The following is a 19787-nucleotide window of genomic DNA, read 5'->3' as shown; positions in this document are numbered from 1 at the left end:
CGGCATTATAGAGACTTCGATCGCATTGGCAATAGGCTTTTTGAAATAAATCATCAAAAACAGCACGACCGAACAATTAATAAACAAACCCGAGCAATTAGCCTAATTCTTAGCTCCACCTGTCAGGCTGATAACCATTTTTATGATTCAGGTTTTATTGGACATCATCATGGTTAATGGCAAAACGTATCGCCAATCCGCCGATAATACATAAAACAAACGGAATTGCTGCTGTTATATATTCAACCCAGACTTGTTCAACCAAACTTTTGGCCAACAGTAGATGCCCTAAAACCAATAGGACTGCACAAACGATAGATACTATCAGTAACTTAATTTCATGACTTAAGGATCGATTTTGCATATTCATACGCTCCAGACTCCGACAGGATTACTATTGAAGCGTAATACGTTGAATAAGGGGTAGTACAGTTGAGCCGATAATCAATGAGTACAGTGCAAGGCCTCACTTATTCTCGCATCGCCTTTTCAGCTCATCAGCTAATTGATAAAGAGCTGCCCTGTTCTTTTCATCCCATGGGTAAGCGCAGTTTATTCTCATACAGTGCTTAAATTGATCTCCTCCCGAAAATAGAGTTCCCGGAGCAATACTGATTTTATGGCTATTGAGTAATTCAGTCAGAAGAGCAGAGGTATCAATTTTCTTTGGCAGCACAACCCATAGGAAGTATCCCCCACGAGGCCGCGTCACCTGTGTCCCTTCGGGAAAATATTGTTCTATGGCTCCCAGCATCTGTTGTTGACGCTGTTCAAGGGTACACCTTAATCGCCGCAAGTGATTATCATAACCACCATGCTGTATGTATTGGGCTAGTGCGAATTGATTTGGGACAGCAACAGATAAAGTCGACATAAACTGCAACTCTTCGACCTGCCGCGCATAACGCCCAGCAGCCACCCAACCGACACGAAATCCTGGGGCTAAGCATTTGGAGAATGAAGAACAATGTAAGACCAATCCTTTTTCATCCAGAGCTTTTATAGGTAAAGGCTTATCATCATGAAAATATAACTCGGCATACACATCATCTTCTATCAACGGAATATTGTGTTCTGCCAATAAGCGATAAACCGCCTGCTTTTGTTCGGCAGCCATAGTCGCGCCCAGTGGATTTTGAAATTTACTCATCAACCAACAAGCTTTTACATCATGTTCTGCAATTGCTGCTTTTAATCCGTTTATCGATAGACCATTACGGGGGTGTACCGGGATCTCTACAGCTTTAAGCTTTAATCTCTCGATTGCCTGAAGGGCACCATAAAAAGCAGGAGACTCGATAGCCACCGTATCACCTGGTTGAGTTACAGCCGCTAAACTCAGCCCCAAGGACTCCATCGCACCAGATGTAATAACAATACCATCCAGAGAGACTTGAATACCATCTCTTAAATACCGCTGCGCAATCACTCGCCTAAGTTCAAGACTTCCGGGTGGGAGATCAACAATGCCACTATTAATAGGCATAGTTTTAATGGATTGAGCCAAGGTTCGTCCTAGTTGCTGTAACGGAAACAAGGCTGGATCAGGAAATGCAGAACCAAAAGGAATAACATCCTGCTGCTTGCAAGCTCTCAGCACATCGAAAACATGTCGATTAATATTAATTGAGCTATTTACCACCTGCGGAGTTGTCAGCTCTGGCTCTGACAGGCGATTAAAATGGGCGGCTACAAAGTACCCGGCTTTCGCTTTGGCATAGATCCAACCTTCCGCTTCCAGGCACTCATAGGCCTTCAATACCGTCATCACACTGACTGACTGTGCCTTACTCATTGCTCTTACTGACGGAATGCGCTCACCGGGAAGCCAGATTTTTTGCTTAATCTGCTTCTTAACGTTGTCCACAATCGTGCCGTATCGACTATTGATTGATCGAGATGACAAAATCCCTTTTCTCTCTTTAATTAGATTTAATGTTTGCAACCCGCAATGGTAGCGACTTACCAGACCACTGTCAGAGCCTTACTGTTTATTTATCTTTTAACTGTGATGAACGATGAAAATTAGTTGTAATGAAATAGATGCAATCTTAATAACGATAATATGAACACCTCCAAAGTCGGGGGATATATCCCAGCTTAAGGGCCAAGAATAGATAACAAACCGACACTAAAAATATCGCCCTAATTTTAACCTCAAAAACAGTTGTTCCCCCCAGTAAACACTTACACAGCAGCCATAGATCTCGGCAAACATTAAATTCACAAAATTCAGTTGCTTATAGGAAGTTACGAGCGGTTTCACTATTTAATACCAGACGAATAATTACGCGGTACTTTCACAATAGCGTTTTATTGCTAACAAAGTGTAGATTAGTATTGATTCCCTCTAATCATAATAAAACAACTTGTATTTCATATGGCAATTCGGAACGCCATATAGGAATTTCACACAGGGAATGGGGCAAGTCATGAAGTTTAACTTGATGCTATTTACTATGGTATCTGCATTGATATCCAATGGCATACATGCTGAAGAGCAAGTTCAGAATGTTCCCCCACAACAAAAAACATGGGGAGCGTCTATTGGTATTGATTACAGCAGAAATGGTTATGAGGATAACCACTACCTAGCAGATCGTAATCTAGCACTTACCGCAACAATCAATTACTACCTGAATTCAGACACGAAATTCTCGGCAATCATCTCAGGGCGACATAGCTATGATGGTGAGCGAGGGGAGTTTTGGAGCGATATTTGGTTAACCGCGACAAGATATAATATTTGGAATCCGACGGACAACTTAGCCATGTCTGCGGGAGCTCGCATTCTTATTCCTGTATCAGAAGAGTCGATTAAAAATGACCTACAAACTGCAATAAGAGGCAATATTAAATTTTCTTACTCGCTTGATCATGTCATCGAAGGACTTTTGGTTAGTGATTCTATTCGCCTACGGAAGAACTTCCACCAATACACCACGGCCGGAGCCCATCCGTTAGAAGAATATCGTGTCAGTAATTTATTTTCTGTCGAATACACGCCTAATAAATGGTTTTTCAGTACCAATTTAGTGAGCTCTAAATCATGGAGCTACCGTGGAAAGAGCTATTCGCCCGAACTGACTTATTCGGCAGAGATTGGTTACCAATTTAACGATGAATTTAGTTTGGCTGCGGGCCTCACAAACAGCGCTACATATTACGACCCAGACAGGGGTCCTAATCCGCTAGAAAATCTATTCGAACTCGAAAAACCAACCTATTACATCACATTAAATTACGACTTTTAATCATATTTATATGGTGAGCACAGCATGTATAAAAAATTAGCAATTGCAGCCCTAGTGAGCATCGCGCTCTATGGCTGTGGCGCAGAGGAAAGAAGCTATGAAACTCTTCCTCGGGACAAGGAACAAATCGTAAAAGCGTCACTGGATACCGAATCATTATGGCTATATATGCCATCAACGGGCGCGACCCCTCGTTATGCGGTAACCCAACGTGGCTTTTTCCAGGGAACACCAAAACTCGTTAAACTTCGCTTTGATGAAACCAATGGTATTGTCGCCGAGGAAGTCGACCGGGATACCATCGAGCCGGGTAAAGAAAGCCAATATGCAAGCGTAATTAACCAAGCACCAGTGCTTAAAATTCCAGGGACATTCCAACAGTACCGATGTGCCGAAGATGACTATGACGAATGTACTAACAAAGAAGAACTCAATGAGGATGCCGACCTAGACTGGGAAGATACCACCCATTTTACCCCTGACTATGCTGGCGTCGAGTCTTTGGCCGTTGATACTGTCGATGCTTGGTGGACTGCCGATAATGTTGAGGAAACTGCAGAGCCTCGCGTGATCAGTTCGACATACGATGCTGAAAAAGGTGTATTAAACGTCGAGGTTGAACGTACCTTTACCGCAAGTCCAGATGATACCTACGATTTTGGTGGAAGCTTAGAAGACCTCTCTTTTAAAACTCGTTTTTTCTACTCCATGGTACAACTCGACAAATTAGCGAGCGATGATTACCAAACGGTTTTCTATCCTGGTCGCGATGTTTCAAGGTTTGGCTTCTTCAAAGACGAAAAGGAACAGCGTTCACTGACGGGTGAAAATGGATTACAGGGGCAGAAATTTAACCTACTCCACCGCTTTAACCCAAATAAAAAATCGATTGATTACTATTTAAGTGATAGCTATTTCGATAAAGCCGGCAAGTTCTACCTCGACATTACGCTCGAAACCATTAATCAAATGAACAAAACGTTGGCAGGAACTGGGGTTCCGCCGATCAAAATCGTTAACCCAACGAAAAAAGCTGGCGTTCATACCGGCGACTTACGCTACAACGTACTCAACCTGATCACCGAGCCGGTGGACAATGGCCTGTTGGGTTATGGTCCGTCAGCCACAAACCCACTTACCGGTGAAATTGTTCACGCTCATGTCAACCAGTACGCCGGCGTAATCCGTTCCACATCACGCCGGATGTGGAACGAGCTTGCCAAATATTATAATCGCGGCGAGATCGAGCGCCCTGATTCGTTTATCCCGGAAGATAATTCAAATGGTGATTCGTCTACTGGCCAAGCTACCTCCGATTTCACAGGAGTCAGTGGCTTAGAAAATAGCCTGGTGGCACAACAACTGACATCTCCATCAGCCAGTCATCAGGCTCCCGTTCCCTATGAGCCACAGTTTATCAATGGCGTACCACGCTGGCTTTCACCGGAAGAGCAGGATACGACAAGCTTCAGTAAAGGGATCGCCAACTATCAGCAACAGCTCAATAAAATGGCTGAGCAAAATATGTATGCCGCTGAGTTTATGTGGGTCAGTACTAAGTCAAAAGGCTTAATCAAGGGCATTGACTATCTTGCCGGAGGATACTTTGACAATAGTTCGCTTGATCAGAGCGCAACGGACTACGCAGACAAAGCCAATAAAAAGCTAAAATCTTGGACCCAGTTGACCAAAGCGCAACAACAAGAGGCTAGCGACGCCATTACTAAGCACATGTTCAAGTCAACCCTGGTACATGAATTTGGCCACAACCTAGGCTTACGTCATAACTTTATGGGTTCCGTCGACAAAGATAACTTCTACCACCAGGATGAAGTAGCCAAATTTGGCTATGAAAAGGTCCCCGCCTACAGCTCAATAATGGACTACGGTGCCTCTATATTTGATGAGCTGCCGACTTACGGTAAATATGATATTGCCGCACTGAGGTATGGATACGGCCGCAAGGTGGAAGTTCACCAGTCAAGCGAAGAAGCGGCGACGACTCAACTCGTCAGTCTTAGCAACATCGATGAAAACCTACGTAAAAATCATCAGGCCTACCCTTTAGGCGCTCTCGATCAGTTGCAAAAGAACCTGACGGCAGTCTCTCCGGATGCTCAAGTTAAGCGCTATATCTATTGCACCGACGAGAACGTGAGCAGTACGACTACCTGTAACCGCTTTGACGAAGGCACTAACATTCTGGAGCTGACCCAGTTCCGGATCCAGAAATATTGGGATAACTACGATCTGGTCAACCGCCGTGACGGACGAGATCAGTTTTACGATTTTAATCTGCACTACTACAGCTTCAGCCGCTGGAACCAGTTCAATGAAATCCGAGAAGTCGTTGAAGACCTGGGGGAAATGGACTACCAGCTAGGGCAACTGAGAGGGGCTGAAGACAGCTACGGCCAAAATGTCGCCAATTACTATACCGACAACTGTACTCGCGCCTACACCCGCAAGAACTTGCCTAAAGGAGCCCAACAGGTCTGTGATACCTTTGACGCCGCTCTGGAGGCTGCAAACTTCTTCGTCAAGGTGATGAGTACTCCAGATCAGGTCTGTGAGCTTGAAGTGACACCATCAGGACAACAGCCGATCAATCGATTTGTCGCCTTGTCTGATCTTTGGAGTAGTTATGGCCCGAGGATCCAGCATAAAACGACACTGCCAAGATCATGCTTTGACCCAGACTTGGTCGCCGAAATGGCTAATGGATACGATAACATCAAAGTGCTTTCCGAAACCCGGGACGGACGCTCACATGCCAATATGCGAGCCAACAACCCGTATCAGAATTCAGCAAGTGCCGTCGACCTGTTAGGTATATGGCCGGACAAGCTGCTAGCTGCCCAGATGCTGGTTAAGCGTGGCGATAATACTTTCAACAGAGATAAATCCAATATGGCTCTGCTTGATGTGTCCGATCCTCGCAGCGGTACCCAGGGAACACCGATAAAAGTACAGGCTTACCTCGGCCACCTTGGCTTTGACTACGATAAATACCCAGCGCCAATCTTCGTGGACAAGGACGGCAACCGCAAAGCGACCGTCAAGCCATACCGGCCAGATATCAAGCGGGCAATTGATGTTCCGCCCTATCTGTCGGGGCTGAAACGTTACTTCCAGTTATCGAAAACAACGGTAACCCCGATGTACTCGGCACTACTGCACAACTTGGTTGCATTTGGCACAGTCCAAGAATATGGCCTGTCCGACAGTTCACAGTACTTAATCGACGCTATTACCCTAAATCGACCTGGTTCGGATATCGATATGGAAAATGGCTTTGAATTTAGCCTCAAAGCCAGAAACTATGCAGTAACACGCCGTAATCGCATCGGATTACGCATGGCTGAAAAAGCGCTGTTGATTAACGGTAAACAGGATGAACTTACCAAACTAGAAAATGCTCATTCAACCACCAAGCAAAACCTGAAGGCATACGGCATAAGAAACCTGAACGATTTCACGCTATTTATGCTACGTGATACCGAAGCTGTGAATCTGCTGAAAAAGACACCGTATTTCGACTCATTATTCCGTGGGACAATCTTCTCGCCGGCCAAGTTCACGCTTGATGAAGCAAATAACTGTTACTCACCAGCAACAGGAAGCAACCAGTGCCATAACAAAGATGACCTGCATGCCGCCTGGAATGCTATCCGTAGCTATAAAGATGAAGATCCTGAATACCTGGAAGCTCTATTGAGTAGTGCAGATATCTACGCAACCAATATTGCCGAGGCTATCACACAGCAGCCACAAGATGCTGATGTTTACGATATCGATCCTGAAACCATCTGGCTCTGGACAACCAGGGAATATATTCAGTACCGCTATGCGCTAGAACAGCTTCCTGTACTGTAACCTTACTATTTAGTAAGCAATGAAATACCCGGGTATCGGCGATACCCGGGTATTTCAACTAATCCCATTCATTCCAACGCAAGAAACTGGAACTGCAGGCAGCAAATATAGCGAGATAAGACCTAACACCCCATATCTCGATACGCAGCGACCCATTTCATAATGCTTTCCATATACATCTTGCGCTGTAAGTATTTGTAATTATTATACAATACTTGGTCGGGATCTTTGCCCATTACAATTAGGCCATAACACGGATGTGTTAACACATAGCCCCACCATGAAAGCAGTACGAAGTACTTATTAAAAGGATGTAAAGGAGTATGCCTTGCTAGCCTACTTTAGCCGACGATTATTACTGATCATTCCCACCTTCATTGGCGTAACCCTGATGGTTTTCGCATTAACCCGCTTTGTTCCCGGCGGTCCGGTTGAGCGGATGATTGCCCAGATGCAATCCCAGTCAATGGAAAGCGGAGGTGGAAACCAACAAGGTTCACAAACACTGTCTGATGAACAAATTGCCGAACTCAATACCTTCTACGGTTTGGACAAGCCGATATTCGAGGCCTACAGCGAGTGGCTGGGTAAACTGGTGCAACTCGATTTAGGCGAATCTACCCGCTATTACGAGCCAGTGTGGGGAATGATAAAGGAACGACTACCCATATCATTGTTCTACGGCCTGCTGACCTTTCTGATCAGCTACCTGGTCTCCATTCCGCTAGGGATCCTCAAGGCGATGAAGCACGGCTCCCGGTTCGATAATGTCAGTTCGGTTATGGTGTTTATCGGTTATGCCCTGCCGAACTACGTCGTCGGGGTGTTTCTGATTTCTTTCTTTGCCTTTCACCTCGACTGGTTCCCGATGGGCGACTTCGTCAGCGATGATTTTGATGATTTACTGTGGCCTGACAAAATAGCGGACCTGTTTTCTCATGCTGTTCTTCCCCTGTTCTGTTACATCATCGGGGACTTCGCCATTCTCACCATGACAATGAAAAACAACCTGTTGGAAAACCTGGCGGCAGATTACGTCAAAACGGCCATTGCCAAGGGACTGCCATTTAAACAGGCCGTACGCAGACATGCGCTCCGAAATAGTCTGATCCCAATCGCCAGCCATCTGGGCAATGTTGTGTCCGTCTTTGTCGCAGGATCATTTCTGATCGAAGTCGTCTTCAACATCGATGGCATTGGCCTGCTGGGGTATGAATCGATCATCGAGCGCGATTACCCGGTTGTCATGGGGATCCTGGCTATGTCTTCCCTGCTGTTGATGTTCGGTAACATCCTCTCGGATATGTGCGTTGCCATTGTCGATCCTCGGGTTAAATTCGGGAGCTAAACCATGCCGTTAAATCCACTGACCAAAAAGAAACTTAACCGCTTCCGCTCCATCAAGCGAAGCTACTATTCCTTCGTACTCCTAACAACCCTGGTACTGCTCTCCTGTATCGCAGAACTTCTGGTTAACAGCCGGGCTCTAGTTGTCTCCTACCAAGGCGAACTGCACTTTCCGACCTACTCTGAAGTAAAAACCGGTGAAATGTTCGGCCTTAACTATGGCTACGAGGTCAATTACCGCGAGCTGAAACAATACTTTGCCGAAGAAGGGAAAGGGAACTGGGTACTGATGCCTGTTATTCCCTGGAATCCGTACGAGCAAGACTTCGACGGCATGCACTACCCGCCGAATCCGCCTTCGCTGGAAAGCCAGCACTACCTGGGCACCGATGAGTCAGGCCGAGATGTGCTTGCCCGCCTGATATACGGTTTCCGGATCGCTATCTGGTTCGCCATGCTGACCCTGACACTCTGCTACACCATTGGCGTACTGGTTGGCTCACTGATGGGTTACCTCGGCGGCAAATTCGATCTGGTGATGCAGCGGGTCATTGAGGTGTGGTCGATGGTGCCCTTCCTCTACGTCATCATGATCATGGTCTCGATTATCCAGCCAAGCTTTTTTCTGTTCGTTCTGATTAACGTCATGTTCGGCTGGATCAGCATTACCTGGTACATGAGAACCATGACCTATAAAGAAAAAGCCCGGGAATACGTTATGGCAGCCCGGGCTCAGGGAGCAGGCCTGTGGCGGGTGATCGTCAAACACATCCTGCCTAATACCATGGTCATGGTGATCACCCTGGCACCATTCGGCATTGTTGCCAATATCACCACGCTAACCGCATTGGACTACCTCGGGCTGGGACTCATGCCGCCAACCCCGAGCTGGGGTGACTTGCTGCAACAGGGTAAATCAAACCTGGATGCCTACTGGATCATCGGCTCGGTCGTCATGGCTATTGTTTCGGTACTGACCATGGTGACCTTCATTGGCGAAGGCGTCAGGGAAGCCTTCGACCCGAAAAAATACACCCGCTACATCTGATACCTGGGCGCACTATGCTCATGACAGATAACGGTTCATACAAACCACAACATTAAAACGGTAGCAAGGCAGCCACCGAGAACATAAATGTATGGAGAAACAATGAGACAATTTTGGATGGCCTCTCTGCTCGCAGTCATTACGGTACTGTGCCAGGGCAAGGGGCTGACAGCAGAGCTCCCGTCGGGCCTGAACTGGATTTCTAATCCGGAGCAGCCGCTGTTTGCCGACAGCCGGGCCAAAGCAGGCGGCACTTACCGGTTACATATTTCAAGCTTTCCGCTGACGTTGCGAACTATCGGCCCCGATTCTAACGGAAGCTTTCGGGCCTTTTTACTTGATGGCAACCCAGCTCTGCTCCAGCAGCAGCCGAACACCCGACAGTTTCTGCCAGCTATTGCAAAAGAGTGGGCCTTTGGTGACGACCACAAAACCCTCTACTTTCGGATCGATGAAAGTGCACGCTGGACCGACGGCGAGCCAATCACTAGCCGGGACTTTGCCTTTGTGTTCGATTACATGAGAAGCGAGCACGCCAAGGCGCCTTGGTACAAAGATTACTTCACCAACAAAGTGGCGGGGATCACGGTCTATGACAACTACACCTTTGCCCTCCACTCCGCCGATCAACTGGCTGACGATGAGCTGATCATGCGGCTAAATATTATGCCTAAACCGGCACACTTCTATCCGGGCGGTCAGCTTCCGAAAGATTTCATACGTCGCTATAACTGGAAAGCCGAGCCGACTACCGGACCGTACAAAGTTGGTAAAATTCGCAAGGGCCGGGCCGTTCACCTAGTGAAAGTTGATAACTGGTGGGGATATACCAACCGCTACTACCAGCATCGCTACAACGTCGACAAGATCATCATCAAGGTGATCCGGGATACAGATATCGCCCTTAAGTATTTCGAGCGAGGCAAGCTGGATGCGTATTACATGGTCTTCCCGTCACTATGGCACAACAAAGCCAAAGGACCGCTCTATGATAAGGGCTACATTCAGAAGTCATGGTTTTACAACCAGTCCCCCCAAGGTGCGGCCGGAGTATGGCTGAACCTTCAGGCTCCGCTGATGGATAATGCCAATATCCGCCAGGGCATTGCCCACTCTCTGAATGTCGGAAAAATGATTGATGTCGCCCTGCGCGGAGATTATGCCCACCAGCAAAGCTTCGGCTCTGGCTATGGCGACTACGATAACCCGGACATCAAAGCCAAGAAGTTTGATCCGGCACTGGCCGCCGAATATTTCGAAAAGGCCGGGTTCGACCGTCTGGACAGCGACGGTACCCGCATCAATACGAAGGGCGAACGCCTTGCCATCACTCTGACCTATCTGAGCAAAATGCACACAGCCCGGGTGGTGGTACTGAAGGAAGAAGCAAAAAAAGCCGGTCTGGATCTTGAGCTCAAATTGGTTGACGGTGCTACCGGCTTCAAGTCACTTCTTGAGAAAAAACATCAGGCTGCCTTCCTGGGTATGGGCACGAGCGCACTGCCTGTTTACTGGCAGTACTTCCACTCATCAAATGCACATCCGCAAACCAATAACTTCACCAACTATGCCAACCCGGAGATGGACAAGTTAATTGAAGCGTTTGACACCGAATTTGATGTCAGCAAAAAGGCGGAGATATCACGGCAAATCCAGCAAAAAATCGCTGACTGCAACTGCGTGATACCAACCTATTCGGTGCCGTTCTCCCGAGGTTCCCACTGGCGTTATGTCAAGCTGCCTCAAGGCCTGGGCACCGCGTTATCCCGCGATATCCTTGATGCCAGCAAGATGGAATTCGGCCTGTTCTGGATTGACCTTGACGAGAAAAGAGCGACCAAGGAAGCCCTGGATGACGACAAGTCCTTTGAGCCTGTCACTCTCATCGACAAACGTTTCGTTCAGGGATAAGGAAATGCCACACAATGAGTAGTAACAATAACGATATCCTGACTATCAAGGATCTGGAAACCACCTTCTCAACCGATGAAGGGGAAATTAAAGTACTGGACGGCGTCTCATTCAGTGTCGCCAAAGGCAAAACCATCGGGGTTGTCGGAGAGTCTGGTTGTGGTAAAAGCGTCACCGCTGCTTCCATTATGGGGCTGCTACCCCGACCTTATGGAAAAGTGACTGCGGGCTCCATTACCTATAATGGCACCGATCTGGTCAGCATGGTCCCGGAAGATCTCTACCGCACTCGCGGAGCGCGGATCTCAATGATTTTCCAGGATCCGATGACCGCCCTGAACCCTGTGCATTCAGTCGGCCGCCAACTGTGTGAAGTCTATGAGCTGCACCGGCCGGAGTTTTCCAAAACCGAACGTAAACAAGCGGCGATTGATATGCTGCAGCGGGTCGGCATTCCGGCAGCCGAGCAACGCTTCCATGTCTATCCTCATGAACTTTCCGGCGGAATGCGCCAACGGGTGATGATTGCCATGGCTCTGGCCTGTAAACCGGACATCCTGATAGCTGATGAACCGACTACGGCTCTGGATGTCACCGTTCAGGCCCAGATCCTAGAGCTGATGCGCTCCATCCAGGAAGAAAACAACATGGCCATTATCTTCATTACCCACGATTTGGGCGTTGTTGCCGAAATGTGTGATGAGGTAGTGGTGATGTATGCCGGCCGGGTAGTGGAACGGGCGGATGTGTTCACCCTGTTTGAATCTCCCAAGCACCCTTATACCCAGGGACTGCTGCGTTCGATTCCGCGTATTGAGGATAAACCGAAAACCAAGCTGAATACCATCCCGGGCTCAGTCCCCCACCTTAAAGAGATGCCATCTGGCTGCCGCTTCCGTAACCGCTGTTACTACCAGAACGAACATTGTGGCGAAACCGTACCGCAGCCACAAACGGTGTCACAAAAGCACTTCGTCAGTTGCCTGAAGATAAACGAGGTCAACAATGCCTGAAACGATTCTTAAACTCGTCGATTTGAAACAGCACTACGCACTGCGAGGCTCGCTGTTTCGCAAACCCAAATACGTTTATGCTGTCGACGGTGTGTCATTCGACGTCAAGGCAGGCGAAACCCTTGGTCTGGTAGGTGAATCAGGCTGCGGAAAAAGCTCTGTAGGGCGAACCCTGCTCAAACTTCATGAGCCAACAGCCGGACAGATCATCTACAACGGACAAGACATCACTCATCTGAGCCCGTCAGAAATGGTATCCCTGCGCAAAGAGATGCAGATTATTTTTCAGGATCCAATGGAGAGTCTTAACAGCCGTCATACCATAGGCACCATCATCGCTGAGCCGTTTGAAATCCACAACATCGGCCTGCCGGAAGAACGAGAAGCCTGGGTCAAAGAGCTGTTGCAGAAAGTCGGGCTGCCGGTATCTGCGGCCAACCGATATCCGCACGAATTTTCCGGCGGGCAACGCCAGCGGATCGGCATCGCACGGGCAATCGCACTCAACCCGAAACTGATTGTCTGCGACGAAGCGGTATCCGCACTGGATGTTTCGGTACAATCGCAGATCATCAACCTGCTGCTTGATCTTCAAAAACAGATGAATCTGGCCTTGATCTTCATCGCTCACGACCTATCGGTTGTCCGTCATATCTCAGACAAGATCGCCGTGATGTATCTGGGGCGAATTGTTGAGCTCAGCGATACAGAAACACTGTTTAGCAACCCGCAACACCCTTACACCAAGGCGCTCATCTCAGCGATCCCCATCCCGGATCCGCGTCAGCGTGGCAAGCGAGTCATGCTGGAGGGCGATGTACCATCCCCCATGGCCCCTCCGCCCGGGTGTCACTTTGCATCACGGTGCCCACAAGCCGAAAGTACGTGCCAAAACACTTATCCGACTTTGACGCAGAAGAGCAAGCAACATCTCGTCGCCTGTCATCAGGCATCATCAACCTGAGGTGGCTTGCCTTCACTCATTTAGCGGGGGAGTATTTATGCTCCCTGCTCTTCGAACTGCTCAATGGCGACTTTGACATCCTGCAAAAAAGAATTGGGTAGAGTACTAATGCCGTCAGAAAATGTTAATGGCTGGTGCTGGGTAACAAACAGCAGCACATTGCGGAGTAATTCTTTCTCAGTTAAGCAATTTTGCATATTCTCGCTGTGGTACTTCAGCACCTCCTTAGCAAGCAACTGATTCAGGGCCTCCAGTTGCTCTTCCTTCAGGTACATTCGGGAGAAGCCTACCCGCACGCAGTTAGGGTTTTCCAGTGCTTGCTCCTTGAGAATATCCTTGTATTTGTCACTTAACTTGGAGTCATCGGAAAAGCGGTAGTATAAGGGGCCGATTAACTGAATTTTGTTATCTTCAGCCAGCTTTACCAGACCTAGCATTTCTAGCGCGCGCAAATATGCATACGTAGAGGTTTTGTCCAGACCATACTTTTTCCGCATATGGTCATAACTGTCCTGATTACGTAAATGCCGTAGCTCCCGATAAAAATCATAAAGCTGCGGAAAAAGGTAGAAAATTTCATCTTGGGTTTGGCTAAAAAAGCTATCGTTGTCATGCTGGAGTTTGATTGCCAGTTTCTGAAGCTCTTCCAGAGTAGTATCCGCTTCCTGGCAGTAATCCAATAACTTTTCGAGGGTTATATTCGGGCTATACAAATGCCGTTTGAATGTCGACAGGGGGACACCCAACCTATCTGCGAGCTCTCTATAGGTTAACCCCTTAGCCTTAATAATACTCCTCAGTGCTGCCAGTAAATACTCAGGATTCGCTGCTCGCATACTACTTCTACTCCTGTATTGTTATTCTGCGTATCCTGTTATTAGTAAATGATGTGTGTTGTTTGGCAAGCGTATTCTTTAATTTTTTTCTGACAGGCACGGTAACGCGGGGATAAAAGCAGTAAAAACGTGTTTTCAGCACGCAGAAACAACAAAGCCCCAGCGTTAGCTGAGGCTTTGTTATTGAATCTTGGTGCCCGAGGACGGACTTGAACCGTCACTCCCGAAGGAAACGGATTTTGAATCCGTCGTGTATACCAATTTCACCACTCGGGCAGATGTAGGGCATTATACGAATACTGGATTGATATGCCTACCTTTTTTTTAAATTATTTGCATATCTGCCATCCCCTATATGGCACATCATCTCTATAGTACTTTACCCTTCGCCTAACGAAAGGCAGCAATCACCATTGCGAATTCGAAGCTGTGGTTCAAATTGACGGTTGAGCTCGATCTCTTCATGCTTGATCTGGCTTATCAACACCTCAACAGCAAGCCGGGCCATATCGCTAATCGGGAAATGAACCGCAGAAACCGTTGGATAGAAGCTAGCACAAAGATCGATACTATCGAAGCTGATCAGTGAAACCTGCTGCGGGACAGCCACCTTGTTTTCATGAAAAAACTGCAAAGCTCCCCCGGTCATCTCTTCACTACAGGAAAACAGTGCCGTGATCTCCGGATGAGCCTGGTAGATTTGTTGGGCTGCAACATAACCACTTTCTCGCCCGTAGTTACCTTCCGCGCACAGGCTCGGGTCAAAGGCAATACCAGCCTCTGCTAGCGCATTAACATAGCCCTGAAAACGTTGCCGGCTATTGGTACGGTTAAGCGGGCCAGATATACAGGCAATTTTCTTGTGCCCTTGGCCGAGCAAATGATTAACCGCCATCACCCCAGCCTGGGTATGGTCGAACGTGATGCATCTCGATTCTAGGCCTTCGACGGTACGATCGAGCAACACAAAGGGTGTAGGCTCTTGCGCCAACTCCCGTAATTCATTATCACTGAGGTGGCGACTATTCAGTACATACCCCTCGCAACGAAGAGCGTGAAAACGGCGAATCGCCTCGCGCTCGCCCTCTGCACTATGATGTCCCTGAGCAGTAATCAAAAACTTGTTATGCAAATCTAGCTCAGCCTGAACCTGATCCATCATTGCCCCAAAGAAACCACCGGTATAGTAGGTAACCAATAGACCAGTCATATTTGATGAAGCCGTTGCAAGAGAGCGCGCTATTGCACTCGGACGATAGTTCAACTCGGCCATCGCCTGCTCGACTTTCCGTTTCGTATCTGAACGAAACTGACCTTCACCATTAATGATCCGCGATACCGTTGAACGATGAACACCTGCCAGGGAGGCGACATCTTTAATGCTTGCCATGATAAATGTACTACCCTTCAAGCCGATACTCGGCCGATAAACCAACACTCCATATTCCCCGGCTATTGTATTCAGCCTAACCACATGAAGATACAATAAACATCAAAATACTCACTCTCGATTTATAGCAAGCTGACAGTAATTCGCATCGGTGACAAGGGGGGATGACACGATACTGACAGCCGCTATTTTCTTATTCGAGATAGAAGCCAATGCTAAAGCGAGCATACCTGCCCAGCGCCATAGCACTATTCCACAGCCCTACGAGAGGGTCTCATGACACAAGAATTGAAAAGTCACTGAGCTTAATATCAAGATCATCGAGTGCTTCGAGTAGTCTTTTGTCGGTAAGAATATCAAGCTCCTGAGCTCTTTCAGCATGGTAAGCACTGGCCTCAATAAGAGGCTGGTCGATATACGCCGGATGGCACATGACCTCCAAAACATCACAGTTACCATGATGCTTTTCGATGAGATGCAACAGCTTATCCAAACAGAGAGCACTGCCATAAAATCCGTCATCAAAGACATATCGACAATCACTTGCCGTCTTACTGTGATAGCCACTCGCTCTCAATGGAACCTGATACCCGCTCGCTATTTCTTGTACCACGGGAAAAACCTGCGGATGCATATGGGCATGATGATGGCTATCGATATGGCTTAGACTCAGCCCAGTTGCAAGAAAATGCTCAATTTGCGCGGTCACTTCATCGGCAATCTGCTGCTCGGAAAAATCACGCTTCGACCAAAAATTCTCTTTCTGCAAGAAACGTCCGTTATCGCCAACCAAACACGGGGCTTCAGTCAAAGGGACTCCCGCAGTGAGCCGCACATGAAGCCCAACCTTAAATAAAGAGCTGGAAGAAGCTAATTGAACGGCATGCTTTTCAGCAGCCATATCCACCATCATCGTGGTTGAGCGAACCACCCCGGACTGAGATGCCTCTGCAATACCAAGATTGACTCCAGGGGTTAAGCCAAAATCATCGGCGTTAAAAATTACATACATAACTTCACCTAAAATGAGAGCAGCAATATCATGTTTCGACTACTGCTCTCCCGTTCAGACTCTAGTGACTAAATTGAGGCAAATAGTCATGATTGGCTTTCAATATATCGTCCAGTATTGCCTTGGCTCGCTTGATATCTGGCACCAGGGGATTATTGGCTAACGCCATGAAAGCTTGATCATAATCACCATGAACAGCAGCCTCGACCGTCAGTTGTTCATAAGCCTTAACCTGATGAACCAAGCCGCTCACCGCCGGGCTCAAGTGTCCAACCGCTAAAGGCCGAGCCCCCCAGTTACCGACCACGGCACTACACTCGATCACCGCATCGTCAGGTAGGCCGGCAATGGTCCCATTGTTACGTACATTGACAACATGGATCGTATTTAAGTCGTTGTAAATTGCATCCACCAGATTCAGGGAAGCATCAGAGTAGTAAGCTCCGCCACGTTGCTCAAGCTGTTCCGGCTTTTGGTCAAGGCTGGTATCTTGATACAGTTCAAACAGTTCACGTTCGGTTGCCATCACTTGCTCGGCCCGTGTTCCGTCACGCTCAGCCGATCCCTTCTCTTCGGCAAGCATGGCGTCAGTTTGGTAAAAATAGCGATGATATGGGCACGGAATCGCCCCTAATGCTTTAAGGAACACCGGATCCCAGGGCTCCTCAAAAATATTCGTCATACTGAAGTTTGCACCATCACCGACCTTACCCAAAACCTCAGCCGTAACATCTTTCCCATCCAACCAGGCTCGATGTGCCCAGAGCAAATGATTCAGCCCAGCACATTCCAAGGTTAACTTGTCTGGCGAACAGCCCATCATCTCGGCGATCATCATCTCCATCGACACAGGCACATTGCAAAGGCCAATGGTCTTGACCTTGGTATATTTCTGTACGGCTTCTGTCACCAGACCTGCAGGATTAGTAAAGTTCAGCATCCAGGCGTTTGGTGCCAGCTCTTCAATATCGTTGCAAATATCAAGGATCACAGGGATTGTACGGAGTGCTTTGGCAAAACCGCCCGGACCGGTCGTCTCTTGCCCAATCACATCATATTTTAGGGGAATACGCTCGTCACTCGCACGAGCCTGAAGTCCACCAACCCGAAACTGAGTCATCACAAAGTCAGCCTCTTTAATCGCAGCACGGCGATCCAAAGAAGCCTTTAGGGTTATATCTGCCCCCACTTTCTCAACCATCCGTCGTGCCAGGTCGACAATGATCTCTAGCTTATTCTGACCAGCCTCGATATCGACAAAATGGATCTCTTTGACCGGTAAGTGATCAAGCCTTTTTAGAACACCTTCAATGAGTTCGGGAGTATAGCTGCTCCCTCCCCCGATGATGGCAAGTTTTAACGAAGATTTAGTCATAATCCAGCCCTACTTTTCTGCCATTTTTTCGTGCAAAGCAAGCATCTCAGTCGCGAGTTCATGGGCAAGAATGGTGGTCATCAAATGATCCTGCGCATGTACCATTACCAATGTCATGGGTACTTTACCCTCCCCCTGATCAGCCTCTATAAGCTGAGTCTGGGTTAAGTGGGCTCGATTAAGGCACTCCTTCGCCTGTTTCAGTAATGCCCTAGCGTCTTCAATCCCATCTTTTCTCGCCAAGGCCAGTGCCTCATAGCACAAGCTGCGAGCTTCACCGGCATTAACAATAATCTCCATTACCACCGCTTCTTGATCCATTTCGATTTCTCCTCAATTCATAAAGTCATGTTCTGGGTTATAGCCTGTGCGATAACCCAGTGATTATTGCTAGGCGGTCGCACCACTTGCAGGTACGGACTCAGCACTCTGCTCTTGGCTCGCCGACTTTCCTTCTTCCTCAAGCAATTGTTTCTCAAACATTTTGAAGAAAGGCAGGTAGATGAAGAGATCCATCACGAGTAAGGCGATAACCAGCAAGACCGGAGACAGCGTCCAACCCGATCCCCACGAAGCACCAAGCAGTGCAGGTGCGGTCCAAGCGGTCTGTGACACCCCAGCGCCGACTATGCCCATATGAACGGCGGTATAAGCAATAATGGCATTGAATACGGGAGCAAAAATGAACGGTATAAACATGGTAGGGTTCAGAACTAGCGGACTACCAAAGATCACGGGCTCATTGATCTGGAAGAAACCAGGAACAAAACTCATACGGCCGAGACTACGCAGATGAACCGAACGACTGAACATCATGAGAATCACTAACGCCAACGTTGCGCCAGAGCCGCCGATAAAGATGTAGAAATCCCAGAAAGGCTGAGTAAAGACATTAGGAATGGCCTCACCGGCCAGATAGGCTGTTTGGTTTGCGCCAATATTTGTCAGGAAAATCGGAGACAGTAGTCCAACAACAATCGCCGCACCATGGATCCCTGCAAACCACAAGAGTTGACACAATAACAGCGCACCAATGATGGCCGGTAAAGTATTAGACGCGCTAACTAATGGCCTGAACATCTCCAAGACCAGATCAGGGATCAGCATGTCATACTGCGATTGAAGAAAGAGGCTCAGTGGGTACAGAGTCAGGAATACAACCACTACCGGGATCAGCATTTCAAATGAACGGGCAATGGCTGGCGGTACCTGTTCGGGCAGCCGGATCGTTATATTGTACTTTTTCAATATACGGATCAGTTCGACAGAGAAGAATGCACTAATCACTGAGGTAAAAATCCCCGTACCAGATAAGTGCCCTACGGAGAGGGCATTATCAGTCGCAGGGGAGGCGACCAATAAAAAGGACATTAGTGATAATGCGGCACAGGTAATACCATCCATTTTATAAGCCCGAGCAAGGCTATACCCGATCCCCATCGATACAAAAATCGCCATGATGCCCATTGTCATATTATAAGGCATCATAAGGTTATCAAAATTAGCCGAGGCAAAATCCAGCCAAACTCGGCCGAATGCATTCTGCGTATCTTCTGCAAATGGCGGAAAAGCAAACACCAACATGAAACTACCAATAATAATAAATGGCATCGCTATAATAAAACCGTCACGCATAGCTCGAACATGTTTTTGGTTACCGACTTTTACTGCCAGCGGTGCAATATGTTTTTCAACGATATTAATTACCGCATCATAGAACTTCATATAACAAATCCTTTTATTAAAAATGAAATATCCCTA

General features: G+C 47.7%; 14 protein-coding genes and 1 tRNA gene. 7 read left to right on the top strand and 8 right to left on the bottom strand.

The features are described from left to right. Positions 1-466: 466 nt before the first annotated feature. Entirely contained in the window at positions 467-1867 is a 1401-nt protein-coding gene (locus MD588_RS16510; protein WP_265698585.1) for an aminotransferase-like domain-containing protein, read from the bottom strand. 565 nt (positions 1868-2432) lie between these two features. On the opposite strand from MD588_RS16510, the gene MD588_RS16505 reads away from it, so the two are divergent. The 7 genes from MD588_RS16505 to MD588_RS16475 all read left to right on the top strand — a co-directional run bounded on the left by MD588_RS16505 (position 2433) and on the right by MD588_RS16475 (position 13413). Next, a complete protein-coding gene (locus MD588_RS16505) occupies positions 2433-3254 on the top strand; it encodes a hypothetical protein (RefSeq protein ID WP_265698584.1) in 822 nt (273 codons plus the stop codon). A gap of 24 nt (positions 3255-3278) precedes the next feature. After that, positions 3279-7130, top strand: coding sequence for a zinc-dependent metalloprotease (locus tag MD588_RS16500; RefSeq protein ID WP_265698583.1), 3852 nt, complete (start codon positions 3279-3281; stop codon positions 7128-7130). A 328-nt stretch (positions 7131-7458) separates the two neighbouring features. Then, complete coding sequence (locus MD588_RS16495) at positions 7459-8478, top strand: ABC transporter permease subunit (protein ID WP_265698582.1); 1020 nt, start codon at positions 7459-7461, stop codon at positions 8476-8478. A gap of 3 nt (positions 8479-8481) precedes the next feature. Then, on the top strand, positions 8482-9525 hold the full coding sequence (locus MD588_RS16490; protein ID WP_265698581.1) for an ABC transporter permease: 1044 nt from the start codon (positions 8482-8484) through the stop codon (positions 9523-9525). 102 nt (positions 9526-9627) lie between these two features. Further along, a complete protein-coding gene (locus MD588_RS16485; RefSeq protein ID WP_265698580.1) occupies positions 9628-11436 on the top strand; it encodes an extracellular solute-binding protein in 1809 nt (602 codons plus the stop codon). Between the two features lie 14 nt (positions 11437-11450). Then, on the top strand, positions 11451-12449 hold the full coding sequence (locus MD588_RS16480; protein WP_265698579.1) for an ABC transporter ATP-binding protein: 999 nt from the start codon (positions 11451-11453) through the stop codon (positions 12447-12449). Next, on the top strand, positions 12442-13413 hold the full coding sequence (locus tag MD588_RS16475) for an ABC transporter ATP-binding protein (protein ID WP_265698578.1): 972 nt from the start codon (positions 12442-12444) through the stop codon (positions 13411-13413). Before MD588_RS16480 ends, MD588_RS16475 begins: the two co-directional genes overlap by 8 nt. A gap of 35 nt (positions 13414-13448) precedes the next feature. Here the strand turns inward: MD588_RS16475 and MD588_RS16470 are convergent, their stop codons facing one another. From MD588_RS16470 to MD588_RS16440, 7 genes are all read right to left on the bottom strand, one after another. Continuing rightward, positions 13449-14249 (bottom strand): helix-turn-helix domain-containing protein, encoded by an 801-nt coding sequence (locus tag MD588_RS16470; protein ID WP_265698577.1) that lies wholly within the window; start codon positions 14247-14249, stop codon positions 13449-13451. A 191-nt stretch (positions 14250-14440) separates the two neighbouring features. Next, a tRNA-Leu gene (locus MD588_RS16465) sits at positions 14441-14525 on the bottom strand. A gap of 103 nt (positions 14526-14628) precedes the next feature. Continuing rightward, on the bottom strand, positions 14629-15639 hold the full coding sequence (locus MD588_RS16460) for a LacI family DNA-binding transcriptional regulator (RefSeq protein ID WP_265698575.1): 1011 nt from the start codon (positions 15637-15639) through the stop codon (positions 14629-14631). 274 nt (positions 15640-15913) lie between these two features. Further along, a complete protein-coding gene (gene chbG, locus MD588_RS16455; RefSeq protein ID WP_265698573.1) occupies positions 15914-16651 on the bottom strand; it encodes a chitin disaccharide deacetylase in 738 nt (245 codons plus the stop codon). Positions 16652-16712: 61 nt separating this feature from the next. Then, positions 16713-18026, bottom strand: a complete 1314-nt coding sequence (locus MD588_RS16450; RefSeq protein WP_265698571.1) for a 6-phospho-beta-glucosidase — start codon at positions 18024-18026, stop codon at positions 16713-16715. 9 nt (positions 18027-18035) lie between these two features. After that, on the bottom strand, positions 18036-18347 hold the full coding sequence (locus tag MD588_RS16445; protein WP_265698570.1) for a PTS lactose/cellobiose transporter subunit IIA: 312 nt from the start codon (positions 18345-18347) through the stop codon (positions 18036-18038). A gap of 69 nt (positions 18348-18416) precedes the next feature. Beyond that, positions 18417-19751, bottom strand: coding sequence for a PTS sugar transporter subunit IIC (locus MD588_RS16440; RefSeq protein ID WP_265698569.1), 1335 nt, complete (start codon positions 19749-19751; stop codon positions 18417-18419). Between the last annotated feature and the right edge of the window lie 36 nt (positions 19752-19787).

This window comes from Photobacterium obscurum, from assembly GCF_026191635.1.
Classification (GTDB): domain Bacteria; phylum Pseudomonadota; class Gammaproteobacteria; order Enterobacterales; family Vibrionaceae; genus Photobacterium; species Photobacterium obscurum.
This window is presented reverse-complemented; position numbering and strand designations above follow the sequence as displayed.